Below are 17,476 nucleotides of genomic sequence, written 5' to 3'. Positions count from 1 at the left end.
CCAATTTACATTATATTTGTAACATATGAAGAAAATTATCCCAATTGAAGAGGGGGATTATTATTTAACCCCTGAAGGCTACAGATGTTTTACAGAGCAATACCACCTAAAAAGAGGCTATTGTTGCGAAAGCGGCTGTAGACACTGCCCTTATGGCTTTAATAAAAAAACGAATAGAAAAACATTATAATTATAAAGTAGTGACGAATGTAAAACCCTACTTTTCATGAACGCTTTACACATTAACTCTAGCGTTTACAACTACTGATAAAACACAACATAAAATGACTTTTAAAGAACAGATTCTTGAAGGAATACCAGACCATTTACCTGCAGAGAAACCTTACGAAATTGACATCAACCATGCTCCAAAACGCAAAGCCATTCTATCTCCTGAGGAAGAAAAATTAGCCTTGCGAAATGCATTGCGTTATTTCGACAAGAAACACCACAATACTTTAATTAAGGAATTCAAACACGAATTGGATACTTACGGTCGTATTTATATGTACCGCTTGCGTCCTGATTATAAAATGTACGCGCGTCCTATAGACGAGTATCCTGCACAATCCAAGCAAGCAGCAGCAATCATGTTAATGATCCAGAACAACTTGGACTATGCGGTAGCACAACACCCTCACGAATTAATTACTTATGGTGGTAATGGTGGTGTGTTTTCAAATTGGGCACAATACCGTTTAACCATGAAATATTTGGCAGAAATGAATGACGAGCAAACTCTAGTGATGTACTCAGGTCATCCTATGGGCTTGTTCCCATCCCATAAAGAGGCTCCGAGAGTTGTGGTTACAAATGGTATGATGATTCCTAACTATTCTCAACCTGATGATTGGGAGAAATTTAACGCTTTAGGGGTTACTCAGTACGGACAAATGACGGCTGGAAGCTATATGTATATTGGCCCTCAAGGTATTGTTCATGGAACGACTATAACCGTTTTAAACGGATTTAGAAAAATTAATAAAACGCCTAAAGGAAACTTATTTGTAACCTCTGGTCTAGGTGGTATGTCTGGCGCTCAGCCAAAAGCCGGAAACATTGCTGGTTGTATTACGGTTTGTGCCGAAGTAAACCCTAAAATAACACAAGTCCGTTTAGATCAGGGTTGGATTGATGAGAAAATCTCTGATTTAGACACGTTAGTTGCACGTGTTACCAAAGCTAAATCAGAAAAAGAAACCATATCTATAGCCTATTTAGGAAATGTAGTTGACGTTTGGAAAAAATTTGATGAAGAAAATATTCATATAGACCTAGGTAGTGATCAGACCTCACTTCACAATCCATGGGCGGGCGGATATTATCCGGTAGGCCTAACTTTTGAAGAAGCTAACGATATGATGGCAAATAACCCTGAACTGTTTAAAGAGAAGGTTCAAGACTCTTTACGCCTTCATGCCGATGCCATTAACAAACATACCGCGAAAGGTACTTACTTCTTCGATTACGGAAATGCGTTCTTATTGGAAGCTTCACGAGCTGGTGCTGATATTATGGCAAGCAACGGCATTGATTTTAAATACCCTAGTTATGTTCAAGATATTATGGGACCAATGTGTTTCGATTATGGTTTCGGACCTTTCCGATGGGTATGTGCTTCTGGGAAACCTGAAGATTTAGAAAAAACTGACGCCATTGCTTGTGAGGTTTTAGAAGAAATAAAACGCCATTCTCCAAAAGAAATCCAACAGCAAATGAGTGACAATATCCAGTGGATTAAAGGCGCTCAAGCCAATAAACTAGTCGTAGGATCTCAGGCTAGGATTTTATATGCCGATGCAGAAGGACGCGCTAAAATAGCTGAAGCGTTTAACCAAGCCATTGCAAAGGGAGATATTGGGACAGTAATATTAGGACGTGATCACCATGATGTATCAGGGACAGATTCTCCGTATCGTGAGACCTCAAATATATACGACGGTTCTCGCTTTACAGCAGATATGGCCATTCACAATGTCATTGGAGACAGCTTCCGCGGTGCTACGTGGGTAAGTATTCACAATGGTGGTGGCGTTGGCTGGGGAGAAGTTATTAATGGCGGATTTGGTATGGTTCTTGATGGTAGTAAAGAGGCGTCAAAGCGCTTAAAATCAATGCTATTTTGGGATGTTAACAACGGGATTTCAAGACGTAGTTGGGCGAGAAATGAAGGTGCTGTTTTTGCAATAAAACGCGCTATGGAAATCGAACCTAATTTAAAAGTAACCTTACCCAATTTAGTAGATGATGAGATTATAGACTCGTTATAATTACTAACTAAAAAATTGAAAGAGATGAAATTAATTAAAACACTACCCTTAATACTACTTGCTTTAGTAGTTACTTCTTGTAGCTCGGTGCGAGTGCAGTCAGATTACGATAAAAATGCCGATTTTAATTCCTATAAGTCGTTTGCATTTTTTAAACCAGGTATTGACAAAGCAGAAATTAGCGACTTAGATAAACGCAGAATTTTAAGAGCTATAGAATCTGAATTACTAGCCAAGGGATTTACAAAATCGGAAACCCCCGATTTACTTGTTAGCATATTCACAAAATCGCGTCAAGAGGTTAACGTGTACAACAACGGAGGTTATGGAATGTATGGTTACGGTTGGGGCTGGAGTCCTTATTACCATCATAACACCGTGAGCTCTTCAACACAGGGGAGTTTATATATAGACCTCATCGATGCCAATAAAAAAGAGCTTATTTGGCAAGGAAAAGGTTCTGGTTATTTAAGCAACGGCAGTAATGTTGAGCAAAAGGAAGCCCGAATTAACGAATTCGTCGCTGAAATTCTAGCTAAATATCCACCGGAATTAAAATAATAAACAATTAAAAAAAGCGATTCAATTTTTAAATTGAATCGCTTTTTTATTACTAGTCTAAAGGGGATTAATCATCCGTCTTTACTTTTATTTTAGTTTCCTCTCCGTCTTCTTTAATTTTCACCTTTTTATCTTCGGTTTCCATTTTTATCTTGGTTTCATCACCATCTGTTTTAACATCTATCTCGGCTCCTTCATTTTGCATTTCTTCGATTAACTCTTCTTTTTGAGTTTTCTCTTCCCTACATGATGTAAAAGCGACTGTCATAAAACATAATGCTAATACTGTGTGAATTATTTTTTTCATTTGTATAATTTTTAATTAATTATTCTAAATATACTAATTAATTGTAAACTAATAACATCACAAAAAAAACAAATCACTTAAAAACCTAGTTCTATTCTCATTGTATTGTTAAGTTCGGAATTAAAAATCTGTAATCCCTGAGTTTGCATAAAAAAAAGAGAAGCTGTTAAGCTCCTCTTTAATAAGTATTTTTTTTTAAGTAAAACAGCATTCTGTTCTCTTCTACACCCTTTAATAATTAAAAAGACTTTCTATTTTAGCTTTAATCTTTTCTGTTGATGGGATCATGGTTTGTTCTAAAGTAGAGTTTAAAGGAATTGCCGGCATATTTTCACTACCGATCGTCATCACAGGGGCGTCCAAATATTTAAAACATTCTTCCTGAATTTTTCCTGCCAAGGCTCTGGCAAAACTATTATTACTTGGCTCTTCGGTAACCACTAAACACTTTCCTGTTTTCTTAACCGATTTCATAACAGTCTCTTCATCTAATGGGAAAAGGGTACGCAGATCGATGACTTCAATTTGATCTTTCATCCCCAGCTCTTCACTAGCATTCATGGCCCAATGCACCCCCATTCCGTAGGTTACTACAGTTAAAGTCTCTACATCGTCTTGCTTCCATATTTCTTGCAACAACCATGCTTTACCAAATGGCAACACATAGTCTTCACTAGGCTCTATAGATGTCGCTCCTTGAGTTCCTGGCACTTTAGACCAGTACAACCCTTTATGCTCTAAAATCACAACAGGATTTGGATCGTAATAGGCTGCTTTTATAAGCCCTTTTAAATCGGCTCCATTACTAGGATAAGCTATTTTAATACCGCGAATATTAGTAATCACACTTTCTACAGAAGATGAATGGTAAGGTCCACCACTACCATAAGCACCAATAGGCACTCTTAAAATCATGCTTACTGGCCATTTACCGTTACTTAAATAGCAACTTCTACTTACCTCTGTAAACAACTGATTTAGTCCTGGCCAAATATAATCAGCAAACTGAACCTCTACGATTGGCTTTAATCCGACTGCAGACATACCTACCGTAGATCCCACGATAAAGGCTTCTTGAATAGCGGTATTAAACACACGATCGTCTCCAAATTTCTGAGCTAATGTAGCTGCTTCTCTAAACACACCTCCCAAGCGACCACCAACATCTTGACCGTATAGTAAACACTCTTTGTGCTTTTTCATTAATTCTTCTACAGCAAATAAAGCGCAATCCACCATCACCACTTTTTCTGCTCCTTTAGGAGCCCGTTCACCATGCTCCTCGGTAATTGGTGTCGGTGCGAAATCGTTTGTAAATAAATCTTCAGGTTTCGGATCTTCGGCTAATAAGGCCTTTTCAAAATCTGCTTGCACATTAGCTTTTGCTGTCTTTTCTAAAGTATCAATATCTTTTTGTGAAAAACCATTATCTAACAGTTGTTGCTTTAATACTGGATAAGGATCTCTAGATTTTGCTTCTTCTAAATCATCGCGATACCACTCCATACGTACACCAGAAGTATGATGATTTAATAGCGGTACTTTAGCGTGGACTAAAAACGGACGACGTTCGGTACGGATGGTTTTTATCACCTTTTCTACGGCCTGGTAACTTTCTGTAAAGTTTGCACCATCGATAGAAATGGCTTCCAAACCTTTAAATCCTTTCGCGTATTCAAAGGCGTCTTGGGCACGGGTTTCGGCTGCATTAGCAGAAATATCCCAGCCATTATCTTGTACTAAAAATAAAATTGGCATTTGTTTTAAAGCTGCCATTTGAAAGGCTTCTGCGATTTCACCTTCGGTTACTGAAGCATCCCCTAAAGAGCACACTACAAACGGCAAGTCCTTTATAGTTTTATCGTCTATTCCCTGAAGCTCTTTATATTGCATCCCCATAGCTACTCCTGTAGCTGGAATAGCTTGCATTCCTGTTGCGGAAGACTGATGCGGAATTTTCGGCTTATCATCATCCTTTAAACTCGGGTGCGCATAATAAGTACGCCCACCAGAAAACGGATCGTCTTTTTTTGCTAATAGTTGCAACATTAAATCGTAAGGTTTTAAACCAAACGATAATAACATAGCATCGTCTCTGTAATATGGAAAGGCATAATCTTGAGGTAACAATTGCATACCCACAGCGATTTGTATCGCTTCGTGACCGCGCGATGTGGCGTGCACATATTTTGAAACTTGTTTAAAGTTTGCTTCGTACAACTCGGCCATGGCTTTGGCTGTGCAAAGGTTTAAAAATCCTTTTTCTAAAATATCTTTTTTCATATTATAATCAATTCGTCGGTTAGCCTATTTATGTAAATAGTTCAGTTTTAATTTTAGAAGTCCTTAGTTATTCTAGTGGTGTTAAAACTTACTATTACTGACGGGTTATTATTTTTTGCGTTAGGGATTGAGGCTTTGTTGGAGCTCTACCAATTTTTATTGGGAAGCGACTGCCGAAAGCGCGACCCTTGTGGTAACGCCCTAAATCGTTTACACCAATTCCTTTTTTAATGTAATAAGCCAGTTGAATTTATCTTCGGTCTGACCCGTTTTAATCGCATTTAATGTATTGTTGACTTCTAAACCTACAGGGCTTTCGTCTGACACATGAACGACCTCATCACCAACTCCAATTTCTTGAATATAAGCGATACCAACGGCGGTACCTGTACCGAAAGCTTCTTCTAAAGTCCCGTTTTTTGAAGCCTCTTGAATTTCGTTAATTGTAATAGCACGCTCCGTTACTTCATAGCCTTTATCTCTTAAAATAGCAATTACACTTAGTCTTGTAATACCATCTAAAATTGATCCATCACGTTTAGGAGTGATAAATTCGCCATTAATTTTAAAGAAAATATTCATGGTCCCTACCTCTTGAATATACTTACGTTCTACAGCGTCTAGCCATAATACTTGGTCATATCCTTTTGCTTTTGCTAATTCGGTTGGGCGAATTGCAGCGGCATAGTTACCGGCAGCTTTAGCCTCTCCTGTACCTCCTTGAGCGGCACGAATGTATTGTTTTTCGGCCCATAATTTAATGCGCTTACTATATAGAGATTGCGCTGGAGATGCCATAATAATAAACTTATAACTAGTTGCTGCACGCATACCAATAAAAGCTTCATCGGCATACATAAATGGTCTTAGATACAAAGCACTCCCTTCTGATGGCGGGATCCAATTGCGCTCTAAAGATACTAATGCTTTTAAACCTTCGACAAATAAATCTTCTGGAAAATGCGGCATTCCCATTCGATCGGCACTTGCATTTAATCGTGCTGCATTTTTATCGGCACGGAAAATAATTGGATTGCCGTCGGCATCTTTTGTAGCCTTCATCCCTTCAAAAATAGCCTGACCGTAATGTAAAGCCATAGCTGCAGGGTGTGTAGGAATTGCTTTTAGTGGTTCTATTCTAGGGTTTGTCCATTCGCCATTATTATAATCGCAGATAAACATATGGTCTGTAAAAGTCGTCCCTAGAGGGATGTTATTAAAATCTAAATTCTTAACGCCAGATTCTGTAACTTTTGTGATGCTTATATTATGTTTCATTATGAGTTATATTTTTTTCATTCTAATTGATCATTAGAATTTACGTGTTATATTTTTTTATTGGTATCAAATTGTTCGAAATAATCGGCAACGCGACGTACGAAGCTACCTCCTAAAAAGCCATCGACAACACGGTGGTCGAATGACAGTGATAGGTACATCATACTGCGAATAGCTATTTCGTCACCATTTTCAGTTTCGATTACTTCCGGGCGTTTTTTAATAATTCCCAAAGCCAGGATGGCTACTTCCGGTTGGTTTATGATTGGTGTTCCCATAACCGAACCAAAGGTTCCTACATTAGAAATGGTAAACGTGCTCCCTTTTATATCATCGCCTGCCAACTTATTTTCTCTTGCTTTTCCTGCAAGTTCGTTAACGTTTGCCGCTATAGTTTTTAAATCTTTAGTATCCGCGTTTTTCACTACCGGAACAATTAAATTCCCACTAGGAAGTGCTGTTGCCATACCGATATTAATATCTTCTTTAACAATGATATTATTACCATCTACAGACGCATTAATATTCGGAAAATCTTTTACTGCTTTCGCTACAGCTTCTACAAATAAAGGCGTAAACGTTAAACGCTCACCATATTTTTCTTGGAAGGCTACTTTATTAGCATTTCTCCAATTTACCATATTCGTTAAGTCGGCTTCCACATAAGCGGTAACATGAGGTGACGTATGTTTAGAATACACCATATGATCGGCGATCATTTGACGCATTCTATCCATTTCGATGACTTTACCCTTACCTTTATCAAAATTTAATTGCGGAATGCGATATGCTGTAGGGTCTTGTGTAATAGGCTGCGCAAATTTGTACGGACGGCCTTCTTCGATATAATTAAAAATATCACTTTTACGTAATCTGTCGTCTTTTCCTGTTGCCGGAATACGAGCTAATTCTTCAAAACTGACATGGTGTTCTTTCGCTATTTTAATCACTAAGGGCGAAAAGAATGTATTGGTATTAGACGTTGAAAAACTACCTGTGGACACCTGTGGTTGTGGTGCTGCCTTAGGTTTTTTGGTTTGTTTTTTGGGTTTAGATGATTTGCTATCGGAAGCTACTGCTTTTGGTGTGTCGCTTGATACTGATCCAGCTTCAGAAAGCTCTAAAGTTGCGATAACGGTACCTACAGGCACAACATCTTTGGCTTGAAAAAGGGTTTTAATTAATTTTCCTGACGCAGGAGCTGGAACTTCGTTATCCACCTTATCCGTTGCCACTTCAAGAATAATATCACCCTCATTAAAACTATCGCCTTCTTCTACTAACCAATTAATGATTGTTCCTTCGGAAATACTTTCGCCCATTTTAGGCATTTTTAATTCAAAATTTTTCAAGCTTAAAAAGGTATTTAGTTAAAGAAATAAAAGTAATAAAATTTAAGCCTGACAAATGTTAAAACCCATCATCTTTACCTAATAAAGAATATAAATCTAAAAATTAGCAGTATTTTAGCGTAAATTTCTTTTCTATTGCTTATTTAAAGAGATAAAAAAATAATTTTCCTATGCCGAACAGCTTAGATAAAATCGACACCCAGATTCTAGCTTTATTACAACAAAACAGCAACAGAACAACAAAAAGCATTGCTAATGAGCTGGGTATGACCACAACCCCAATCTTTGAGCGGATTAAAAAATTAGAAAAAGAGGGTTACATTAATAAATATGTTGCTGTTTTAAACAATAAAAAAATAGGGTTAAAACAGACGGTATTTATAGGCATCACATTACAAGGGCACACCCGAAGTTTTTTAGAAAAATTTGTCACACAAATCAACAGCTTCCCAGAAGTTATTGAATGCCATCGTGTTAGTGGTAATTTTGATTATTTATTAAAGTTAGTCGTTGAAGATATTGAGGCCTACGAAACGTTTATTATTTCTAAGCTCACGCTACTCCCTTACTTAGGTAATGTGCAGAGTTTAATTGCGTTATCTACCAATAAAGAAACCAATGAAATAGACCTTAGTAGTCTACTATAATTACCCCGTATAAAAGCTTTACAAATAGAACAAAATAAAATTAGCCTAAGTAATGGCATGTGTTCCATACTTAGGCTAAGTAGTATTAATCTCGAAGGTTAGATAGATGGTATTTAAGACCTGCGTAAATCGACTATTCGGTTTAGTTTTCCGCCTTCACTTTTAGGAATGGAATCACAACAACATAAAGTCACCTGCATACTTAAACCAACTTTATCTCTAATATTCTTTTTTAATTGATTTGTCATTGCCAATAACGCTGAATTCTTCACAATGTCATCTTTAACAAATCCGTTACCTAAACCTATTTTTACTTGGAAATCAGTACTTGTTTCCACCTTTACTTCTACTTGATCTGTAAGCCCTTGTTTTGTTACCACCAACTGATAATTTGGTGCTAGTTCGGTATATTCTGTAAAGATTTCTTCAATTTGGGTATGGAATAAATTCACACCTCGAATGATTAACATATCATCGGCACGACCTTTTAATTTACCCATTTTTATGTGGGTTCTAGAGGTGCTATGATCGTACGACAGACTACAAATATCGTTTGTCCAATATCTAAGAAAAGGCATCGCTTCTTTAGAAAGTGTCGTAAACACAAGCACGCCTTCCTCTCCGTAAGGAAGAGGTGCTCCCGTATCTTTATCTACAATTTCTGGAAAGAAATGATCTTCCCAAACATAACTTCCTGTTCCTTGTTCATCCCAAGCTTCTTGCGAAACTCCAGGTCCGATTATTTCACTTAGACCGTAAATATTAGTTGCTTTTACACCTAACGACGATTCTATATCTGTTCTTATCGCTTCGGTCCATGGTTCGGCACCAAGAATAGCATATTTTAAGTTGATATCTGATTTACTCAAGTTTCGCTTTTCCAATTCACTTGCAATGGTTTGCGCATAAGACGGTGTACAACAAATAACTTCCGGTTTAAAATCTTGTAATAGGGTAATTTGCCTATCGGTCATCCCCACAGAAACAGGAACCACAGACATCCCTAATTGTTCTGCTCCATAATGAATTCCTATACCTCCGGTAAATAATCCGTAACCATAACTGTTGTGCATTTTCATTCCTGGTTTGGCACCTCCTGCAGCCAATGACCGCGCCGCCACTTCAGAAAAAATATTTAAATCTTTCTTGGTATATGCTACTACGGTAGGTTTCCCTGTAGTACCACTAGAGCAATGAATTCGCGCTAGCTGAGTTTCGGGCACTGTTAAAAACCCAAAGGGATATTGATCTCTTAAATCTGTTTTTTTGGTAAATGGTAATTTATGAATATCATCAATTGATTTTATCGATGACACATCGATACCAGATTTATCAAATAGATCTTTATAAAATGGCACTGTTTTATATACGCGATTTACAAGGTTTACCAAGAGTTCGCTTTGCAGCTTCCTAAGTTTTACAAGAGGAAGCGTTTCTATTTCTTTATTATACATGATGAGATGTCTTAATTATTCTTTCTAAAATCTTGTAGCGTTTTATAAAAATCCTCTTGCTTGGGTAAGTCTTTTGGAACTTCTCTTAAAGGTTCTACAGCCTCTAGGGTCTCGTGACAGTCGGCAGGTAATTGCTGATATAACTTGGTGCCTGCAGTTTTCCAAGAGATCATATCATCACTCACTTCTTTTACTACTTTCGCTGGATTGCCGACTACTAAACTACGCCTTGGAATTTTTGTTTCTGCTTTTACAAAGGCCATAGCTCCTACAATGCATTCATCTCCTATTTCGGCATCATCCATAATAACAGAATTCATTCCGATAAGGCAATTTCTACCTAAGTTAGCCCCATGAATTATAGCACCATGCCCCACATGAGCACTTTCTTTTAAGACAATAGATTTCCCTGGAAACATATGGACTGTACAGTTTTCTTGTACATTCACTCCGTCTTCCAAGATAATTTGTCCCCAATCACCACGAATGGCAGCGCCTGGTCCGATGTAACAGTTCTTTCCAATAATGACATTGCCAGTAACTGCGGCTAAGGGATGTACAAAACTACTTTCATGTACAACAGGTGTGTAGCCTTTGAATTTGTAAATCATGTTTAAGTGATAAGCTGTGAGCTATGAGCTATGAGCTTGATTAATTTTTAATATTTAGTTTTCTTCTTAACGAAGATATCATTTTTCCTATTTCAGTCAATAATGCACGATTTGATTCATATTGCTCTTTAGAAATATACTTTCTCAAATATGCTTTTGTATTCCAAGTCACACATTCATGACTGCTATCCCAAGCCATTTTAAGATATCTATTAAAATTGGCATCCGTACTAGCAGAACCTTCAGAAATATTAGCAGCTATTGAGTCTGCGGCTCTAGAAAACTGAGAGGTTAATCTAAAGGTTTCTTTATGTGGAAAGGTTTCAACCAATTCATTAATAATCTCACCAAAAGCGATTGCTTTCTGATATACAATTAAATTCTCAAAACTAAAATGATAGTTACTTTCAAATTTCATAATGCTAAATCATATTAAGTATAGTTCTCAAAATCCAACTCATAGCTAAAGGCTCAAGACTCAAGGCTATTTATAGGTCTTTAATTTTTCTTTTGTGAATTCTGAAAGCACTAAAGTTCCACTAGTTGCAGCACGTTCTGCTAACAGCGTATCCCAATCTTCCGTTCCTTTCCAGAAAATCGCTTTCATTTCTTTAATCGCTTCTGGATTGTAGGTACATAAGTGCTCCGCTGTTGCTTTTACAGCCTCGTCTAAAGCTTCTGTAGAATCGTAAACTTGTGTATAAAGTCCTTTTTGTTGTGCCCAGTCTGCAGGGTAAAATGAGTTGGCATCAATTGCGATTTGCGACATGGCGCTTAATCCCATTTTACGCTCTATAGCTGGTCCGACTACGAATGGTCCGATACCAATATTTAATTCACTTAATTTTATGGCAGCAAATTTCGATGCCATACAATAATCGGTTGATGCTGCTAAACCAACACCACCTCCTACGGTTTTACCTTGCACTCGACCGATAATAAATTTCGGACATTTGCGCATGGCATTAATAACATTTGCAAACCCTGAAAAGAAAACCTTTCCTGTTGCTGCATCGTTGATGTTGATTAATTCATTAAAACTTGCTCCGGCACAGAAGGTTCTATCGCCTCCACTCTTAAGAACAATCACTTTGATGTCATCGTTAGTTCCCGCGTCGGTAATTGTTTGTGCTAATTTTGCTAAAATATCTCCCGGTAGAGAGTTGTGTGCAGGATGAAAAAATTCTATATATCCTACTTCGTTTTGTATGTCTAGTTTAACATAAGGTTGACTCATCTTAATATATTTTTTGTCTTTCCTGCGAAAGCAGGAGTCCATTTTATGATTATTACTTTTTCTTTAAAGATTCCTGCACACGCAGGAATGACAGACTAAATTAATCCGAATTGCTCGAAATGGTGGTTTAAATGTTTACGCTCTAATAAATACCACTCGTATCTATTTAAATCTCCAAAAACCATATTTGTTAAAACGGCATCTGGATTTTCTTTATAGAAGGCAACATAAGCCTCTCTTGCTTCAAAGAATTTTGCCTTTGCTGTTTCGAAATCTGGATGTTTTAAATCTTCTAACTCTTCTTTTTTATACGTTGGAAAACTCGTTCCTTTTGGGAATTTCTCGTAGTTGTATAATGAATTATGAACTTTCTCAACGATTTTTTCCGGAGTGACACATTCGGTTACTTTAATTTCTCCTGAAGCTAATCTGTAACCTTCTTCAAGGTGTTCTAAAAGATGCTGAGGCGTTAGAATTCCCCATTTCGGTTTAGAATCTTCTTTTAATTTTGAAAGGCATTCTTTGATTTTATCTTCGGTCATTTCAACAAAAACCTCTTGCTTTTTCTCAACCATCGTTAAGATCGTTGCAAAGGCTACCATTTCGTCGGTTAAGGCATCAAAAACCTCAACGTACCATTTTACGATTCCGCTTGGGTGTTCTGCTGAAGCCACATCACGATCAATTTTTTGCTTACAAGTTAAACGCACATAGATCGTGTCGTTGTGGTATAGCGGACGAAGGAATCTACATTCTTCCAATCCGTAGTTTGCTGCTACAGGCCCTTTATTAGGATAAACAAATAAACCGGCTGCTGCTGCTATAATGAAATAGCCGTGTGCTGTTCTTTTTTCAAAAATACTACCGTCTAAAGAGGTGGTATCGGTATGTGCATAGAAATGATCCCAAGTAAGATTCGCGAAGTTGATAATATCAGAATCTGTTAATGTACGGTTATGCGTTTTAAGCGACATACCCGCTTTGATATCTTCCCAGTGGTATTTAAATGGATGCTGTTCTGCTTCCTTATACTCTGCATTTTGCTGATAAATACCTGTAATTTCTGTTAATGTCGTTGGTGAACCTTGTATGGCTGTACGTTGTAAATAGTGTTTTATACCACGCATTCCACCCATTTCCTCTCCTCCACCAGCACGTCCTGGACCACCGTGAACTAAGTTTGGTAATGGTGAACCATGGCCTGTACTTTCTTTAGCCATATCACGGTTTATCACTAAAATTCGTCCGTGGTGACTTGCCGCATTAACCACATAGTCCTTAGCTACTTTATTATCGTAAGTGGCGATAGAAGATACTAACGATCCTTTACCCATTTGCGCTAATGTAATGGCTTCATCCAAGTTTTTATATGGCATTATAGTACTTACTGGTCCGAAAGCTTCGGTTTCGTGTACTGCTAAATTTGTAAACGGATGATCTTCACGAAGTAAAATCGGACTTAAGAATGCGCCTTTTTTAGCATCGGCACCAATCGTCTCAATCTTATCTAAATCACCATAAACAATACTTGCTGTTTTAGATAATTCTTGAACACGCTCTCTCACTTCGGTTACTTGGTCTTTACTCACCAAAGCTCCCATGCGAACCTCTTTTAATCTTGGGTCACCAATAGTTACTTTAGACAAGGCTTTACCTAGGGCAATTTGAACATCTTCAACCAAATTTTGCGGTACAATTATTCTACGGATAGCCGTACATTTTTGTCCACATTTCACAGTCATTTCATTTCTAACCTCTTTAATAAACAGGTCGAATTCTGGCGTTCCAGGAATAGCATCTTCACCTAAAACAGATGCGTTTAATGAATCGGCTTCCATATTAAATGGCACAGACTCGTCAATAATACGCTTATGAGATTTTAATAAACGTCCCGTTGTTGCCGAACCGGTGAAGGTCACGACATCTTGAGATTCTACGGTATCTAAAATCGTTCTTGCCGAACCGGTAATAAGTTGCAGTGCGCCTTCTGGTAAAATTCCAGAAGCTATAATTTCACGAACAACAGCTTCGGTTAGAAACGAGGTGTTTGTTGCTGGTTTTACTACAGCAGGCACACCGGCCATCCAGTTCGTAGCACATTTTTCTAACATTCCCCAAACCGGGAAGTTAAAAGCATTAATATGAACAGCAACTCCTTTTTTAGGCACCATAATATGATGCGCCATAAAGCGACCACCACGAGACAAATCGATAGCATCACCTTCTACGTGATACGACTGATTTGGAAATAATTTACGTAGCGATGCATTGGCAAATAGGTTTCCGAAACCACCTTCAATATCTATCCAGCTATCTACTTTTGTTGCCCCTGTTCTATAACTTAATTCGTAAAAAGCGGCTTTCTTTTTCATAAGATAAAGCGCCAGACTTTTTAGCATATTTCCACGTTCTTGAAACGTCATTTTACGTAGTTTTTCACCACCTTTTGTTCTTCCGTAGTGAAGAATTTCGCCAAAATCTAGACCTTGCGTATCCGATAAGGCAACTACTTCTCCTGTAATAGCGTCGAACATTGGAACACCTTCACCTGTACCTTCTGTCCATTTTCCGTTGACGTAATTTTGTATTTTTTTCATAATATTGCCCACGACAGTGGGTGTTTTTTAAATTTGAAATTGAATCTAAAATTGAAGCTGAATGTGCTCCGAGTTCAATTTCATTTTCATTTTACTTTTTTATTCTTCATCTATTTTTGAGACCTAACAGGTTTTAAAAACCTGTTAGGTTTTATTCCGTCCGAGTGCGTTTGCGTTAGCAATTGAAGCGGCATCCTTTTTTGCCATTAAAAGCAAAAAAGATATAGCGGAAAGTGCGACCCTTGTGGTAACGCCCAAATACTACAGATTTACGTTTTCGATAACCGCTGCATAACCTTGACCAACGCCAATACACATGGTTACTAAAGCATAACGTTTTTTCTGCTCGTTCAATTCTAGAGCTGCAGAATAAGTGGTTCTCGCACCGGTAACACCTAGTGGGTGACCAATGGCGATAGCACCTCCATTAGGATTTAACCTCGGGTCGTTGTCTTTTAATCTCCACGCACGCGTACACGCTAAAGCTTGAGCAGCAAAAGCCTCGTTAAGTTCGATAACATCCATATCGTCCATTGTTAAACCCGCTTTTTCTAAGGCTTTATTAGACGCTTCAACAGGACCGATACCCATAATTCTTGGCTCGACACCAACCACAGCAGAACTTACGATTCTTGCTAGCGGTTTAAGGTTATATTTTTTTACGGCATCTCCAGAAGCAATGATTGTTGCTGCTGCCCCATCATTCAATCCTGAAGAGTTTCCTGCTGTTACACTTCCGCCTTCTTTTTTAAACGCTGGACGTAATTTTGCCAGCACCTCTAAAGAACTCGTTGGTTTTACGAATTCATCTTTTGAAAATTGAATCGGGTCTTTTTTACGCTGTGGAATTTCTACGGTAACAATCTCCTTTGCCAATCTTCCGTTTTCTTGAGCTTTGGTTGCTTTTTGCTGACTCCAAAGTGCGAACTTATCTTGGTCTTCTCTTGAGATATTATATTTCTCTACTAGGTTTTCGGCAGTATTTCCCATACCGTCTGTCCCGTACATCTCGTTCATTTTCGGGTTTACAAAACGCCATCCGAAACTAGAGTCGTACATTTTAGAATCGTTTCCAAAAGCACTAGAAGGTTTAGCGATAACGTATGGCCCGCGGGTCATATTTTCTACACCACCAGAAATAAACAAGTCGCCATCTCCAGCTTTGATTGCTCTATTAGCGTGAATGATTGCTGATAACCCTGAACTACATAATCGGTTCACCGTTTCTCCTGGAACCGTAAAAGGAAGGCCTGCTAAAAGCGCTGACATTCTCGCTACGTTACGATTATCTTCTCCTGCTTGGTTAGCACAACCCATAATCACATCGTCGTAAGCATCACTTGGTATGTTTGGATTACGTTTTACAATTTCTTTGATTACAATAGCTCCTAAATCGTCTGTTCGTACAGCAGATAAAGTACCTTTGTAATTTCCAATTGGTGTTCTGATTCCGTCTATTATATAAGCTTCTTTCATAATCTTTTATTCTTCTCAGCAGCTGAGCATTTTAATATTATAATTTTTTATTTTGGATTCCGTAGCCCGTACGAAATACCAATGGTATACATCTAAAATTTAATTCAGAATAGCAGAAAAGGTATCACCTTGTCTCATATCCCCTGTTTTAAAGCCTTTCATAAACCACTCCATACGTTGCTCTGAAGTCCCATGAGTAAAGCTATCTGGAGAAACCGTTCCTCTTGTACGCTTTTGAATAGCATCATCTCCAACTGCATTGGCTGCACTTAGAGCTTCTTCGATATCTCCTTCTTGTAAATATTTTCTATTGTGATGCGCCCAAACACCTGCATAGAAATCGGCCTGCAATTCCTGAGCTACAGAAAGTCTGTTGGCCTTCGCTTTATTAGATTGCGATTGCAATTGACGTACTTTGTTGGACGTTCCTAATATGGTTTGAATATGGTGACCAATCTCATGTGCTGTAACATAAGCGATAGCAAAGTCGCCTCCCTTAGCACCGAAACGCGATTTGAGTTCGTTGAAAAAGACTAAATCCATATACACTTTTTGATCTCCTGGGCAATAAAATGGTCCTGAAGCGGAACTTGCGCTTCCACAAGCCGTATTCACAGCATCACTGAACAATACCATTTTAGGTTCTTTGTATTCCCCTAAATTATGTTCTCTAAAAAGTTGAGTCCATATATCTTCTGTATCTGCCAATACGGTAGCCATAAAATCACCCATAAGTTGTTCTTCTTGGGTTAATTCTCTTTGCTCTACCTGCTGAACCGTTTGACTATTACCTACTTGTTCTATAATTGGAGCTATTTGCTTTCCTGTTTCACCACCAAAAAGCTGTAAGAGAATCACAACAACGGCGACCAAACCACCACCTGCTGCAATTTTACCTTTAGACCCCATACCACGACGGTCTTCTAAGTTTCCACTTTTTCTTCTACCTTGCCATTTCATATATTAATAGTTTTATGGTTTATTCCCAGTCTTTTTGCGTTCTATAAGCAACCCCTTTAAAAAGAGCTACTAATTCGTCTCCACGTTTTACTTCAATAATATTAAAGCCCAATCTGTTTTTTACATTTTCAATTACGGATTCGGCCACTAAATAATCCCCTTCGTTTAAGGCTTCGATATGATTGATACTCGTATCGATAGAAACGGCATATTTACCATGGGTATTCGCTGCAAAACCGAAGGCGGTATCTGCTAATGAATAACTGATTCCTCCATGGGCTTTTCCCATACTATTAAGCATTTCCTTTCTAACGGTCATCCCTACTTTGCAACGTCCTAATTCACATTCTAGAATTTCAATTCCTAGCCATTGACTATAGGCGTCTTGGCTGAGCATCTTTTTAGGTATGAGGTGTGAGGTAATAGGTTTCATTCGTTATTTA

At 38.0% G+C, this 17,476-nt stretch carries 16 protein-coding genes; 4 read left to right on the top strand and 12 right to left on the bottom strand.

All coding sequences use genetic code 11. The features are described from left to right. Nucleotides 1–25 precede the first annotated feature (25 nt). The 3 genes from BLV64_RS14510 to BLV64_RS03260 all read left to right on the top strand — a co-directional run bounded on the left by BLV64_RS14510 (nucleotide 26) and on the right by BLV64_RS03260 (nucleotide 2,831). Nucleotides 26–190, top strand: a complete 165-nt coding sequence (locus BLV64_RS14510) for a C1orf53 family protein (RefSeq protein ID WP_177165288.1) — start codon at nucleotides 26–28, stop codon at nucleotides 188–190. A 94-nt stretch (nucleotides 191–284) separates the two neighbouring features. Continuing rightward, nucleotides 285–2,270 carry a urocanate hydratase gene (locus tag BLV64_RS03265; protein ID WP_092132369.1) on the top strand — a complete coding sequence of 662 codons (1,986 nt, stop codon included), beginning with the start codon at nucleotides 285–287 and terminating at the stop codon, nucleotides 2,268–2,270. A 24-nt stretch (nucleotides 2,271–2,294) separates the two neighbouring features. Continuing rightward, nucleotides 2,295–2,831, top strand: a complete 537-nt coding sequence (locus BLV64_RS03260; RefSeq protein ID WP_092132366.1) for a DUF4136 domain-containing protein — start codon at nucleotides 2,295–2,297, stop codon at nucleotides 2,829–2,831. Between the two features lie 67 nt (nucleotides 2,832–2,898). Here BLV64_RS03260 and BLV64_RS03255 read toward each other — a convergent pair whose 3' ends face one another. The 4 genes from BLV64_RS03255 to BLV64_RS03240 all read right to left on the bottom strand — a co-directional run bounded on the left by BLV64_RS03255 (nucleotide 2,899) and on the right by BLV64_RS03240 (nucleotide 8,021). Beyond that, nucleotides 2,899–3,099 (bottom strand): hypothetical protein, encoded by a 201-nt coding sequence (locus tag BLV64_RS03255; RefSeq protein ID WP_245705860.1) that lies wholly within the window; start codon nucleotides 3,097–3,099, stop codon nucleotides 2,899–2,901. Between the two features lie 270 nt (nucleotides 3,100–3,369). Beyond that, nucleotides 3,370–5,421 carry an alpha-ketoacid dehydrogenase subunit alpha/beta gene (locus BLV64_RS03250; RefSeq protein ID WP_092132360.1) on the bottom strand — a complete coding sequence of 684 codons (2,052 nt, stop codon included), beginning with the start codon at nucleotides 5,419–5,421 and terminating at the stop codon, nucleotides 3,370–3,372. Between the two features lie 210 nt (nucleotides 5,422–5,631). After that, a complete protein-coding gene (locus BLV64_RS03245; RefSeq protein ID WP_092132357.1) occupies nucleotides 5,632–6,699 on the bottom strand; it encodes a branched-chain amino acid aminotransferase in 1,068 nt (355 codons plus the stop codon). A 47-nt stretch (nucleotides 6,700–6,746) separates the two neighbouring features. After that, nucleotides 6,747–8,021, bottom strand: a complete 1,275-nt coding sequence (locus BLV64_RS03240; protein WP_245705859.1) for a dihydrolipoamide acetyltransferase family protein — start codon at nucleotides 8,019–8,021, stop codon at nucleotides 6,747–6,749. A 200-nt stretch (nucleotides 8,022–8,221) separates the two neighbouring features. Here BLV64_RS03240 and BLV64_RS03235 point away from each other — a divergent pair, with 200 nt between their 5' ends. Then, nucleotides 8,222–8,698 carry an Lrp/AsnC family transcriptional regulator gene (locus BLV64_RS03235; RefSeq protein WP_092132351.1) on the top strand — a complete coding sequence of 159 codons (477 nt, stop codon included), beginning with the start codon at nucleotides 8,222–8,224 and terminating at the stop codon, nucleotides 8,696–8,698. Nucleotides 8,699–8,811: 113 nt separating this feature from the next. On the opposite strand, the gene BLV64_RS03230 is transcribed toward BLV64_RS03235, so the two are convergent. The 8 genes from BLV64_RS03230 to BLV64_RS03195 all read right to left on the bottom strand — a co-directional run bounded on the left by BLV64_RS03230 (nucleotide 8,812) and on the right by BLV64_RS03195 (nucleotide 17,466). Then, entirely contained in the window at nucleotides 8,812–10,152 is a 1,341-nt protein-coding gene (locus tag BLV64_RS03230; protein WP_092132349.1) for a phenylacetate--CoA ligase family protein, read from the bottom strand. 11 nt (nucleotides 10,153–10,163) lie between these two features. After that, nucleotides 10,164–10,763, bottom strand: a complete 600-nt coding sequence (locus BLV64_RS03225; RefSeq protein WP_072348776.1) for an acyltransferase — start codon at nucleotides 10,761–10,763, stop codon at nucleotides 10,164–10,166. Nucleotides 10,764–10,803: 40 nt separating this feature from the next. Beyond that, nucleotides 10,804–11,181, bottom strand: coding sequence for a four helix bundle protein (locus tag BLV64_RS03220; protein WP_092132346.1), 378 nt, complete (start codon nucleotides 11,179–11,181; stop codon nucleotides 10,804–10,806). A 66-nt stretch (nucleotides 11,182–11,247) separates the two neighbouring features. Then, nucleotides 11,248–12,000: an enoyl-CoA hydratase/isomerase family protein gene (locus BLV64_RS03215; protein WP_092132343.1), complete on the bottom strand. Its 753-nt coding sequence runs from the start codon at nucleotides 11,998–12,000 to the stop codon at nucleotides 11,248–11,250. A 95-nt stretch (nucleotides 12,001–12,095) separates the two neighbouring features. Continuing rightward, on the bottom strand, nucleotides 12,096–14,597 hold the full coding sequence (paaZ, locus tag BLV64_RS03210) for a phenylacetic acid degradation bifunctional protein PaaZ (RefSeq protein WP_092132341.1): 2,502 nt from the start codon (nucleotides 14,595–14,597) through the stop codon (nucleotides 12,096–12,098). A 261-nt stretch (nucleotides 14,598–14,858) separates the two neighbouring features. Continuing rightward, a complete protein-coding gene (gene pcaF, locus BLV64_RS03205; protein WP_092132338.1) occupies nucleotides 14,859–16,073 on the bottom strand; it encodes a 3-oxoadipyl-CoA thiolase in 1,215 nt (404 codons plus the stop codon). Between the two features lie 99 nt (nucleotides 16,074–16,172). Then, nucleotides 16,173–17,033, bottom strand: coding sequence for a KPN_02809 family neutral zinc metallopeptidase (ypfJ, locus tag BLV64_RS03200; protein WP_092132335.1), 861 nt, complete (start codon nucleotides 17,031–17,033; stop codon nucleotides 16,173–16,175). A 19-nt stretch (nucleotides 17,034–17,052) separates the two neighbouring features. Then, the gene (locus BLV64_RS03195) at nucleotides 17,053–17,466 is read right to left on the bottom strand and encodes a PaaI family thioesterase (protein WP_092132332.1); all 414 of its coding nucleotides are present in this window, start codon (nucleotides 17,464–17,466) and stop codon (nucleotides 17,053–17,055) included. Between the last annotated feature and the right edge of the window lie 10 nt (nucleotides 17,467–17,476).

The organism is Bizionia paragorgiae, assembly GCF_900107625.1.
Taxonomy (GTDB): domain Bacteria; phylum Bacteroidota; class Bacteroidia; order Flavobacteriales; family Flavobacteriaceae; genus Bizionia; species Bizionia paragorgiae.
This window is presented reverse-complemented; position numbering and strand designations above follow the sequence as displayed.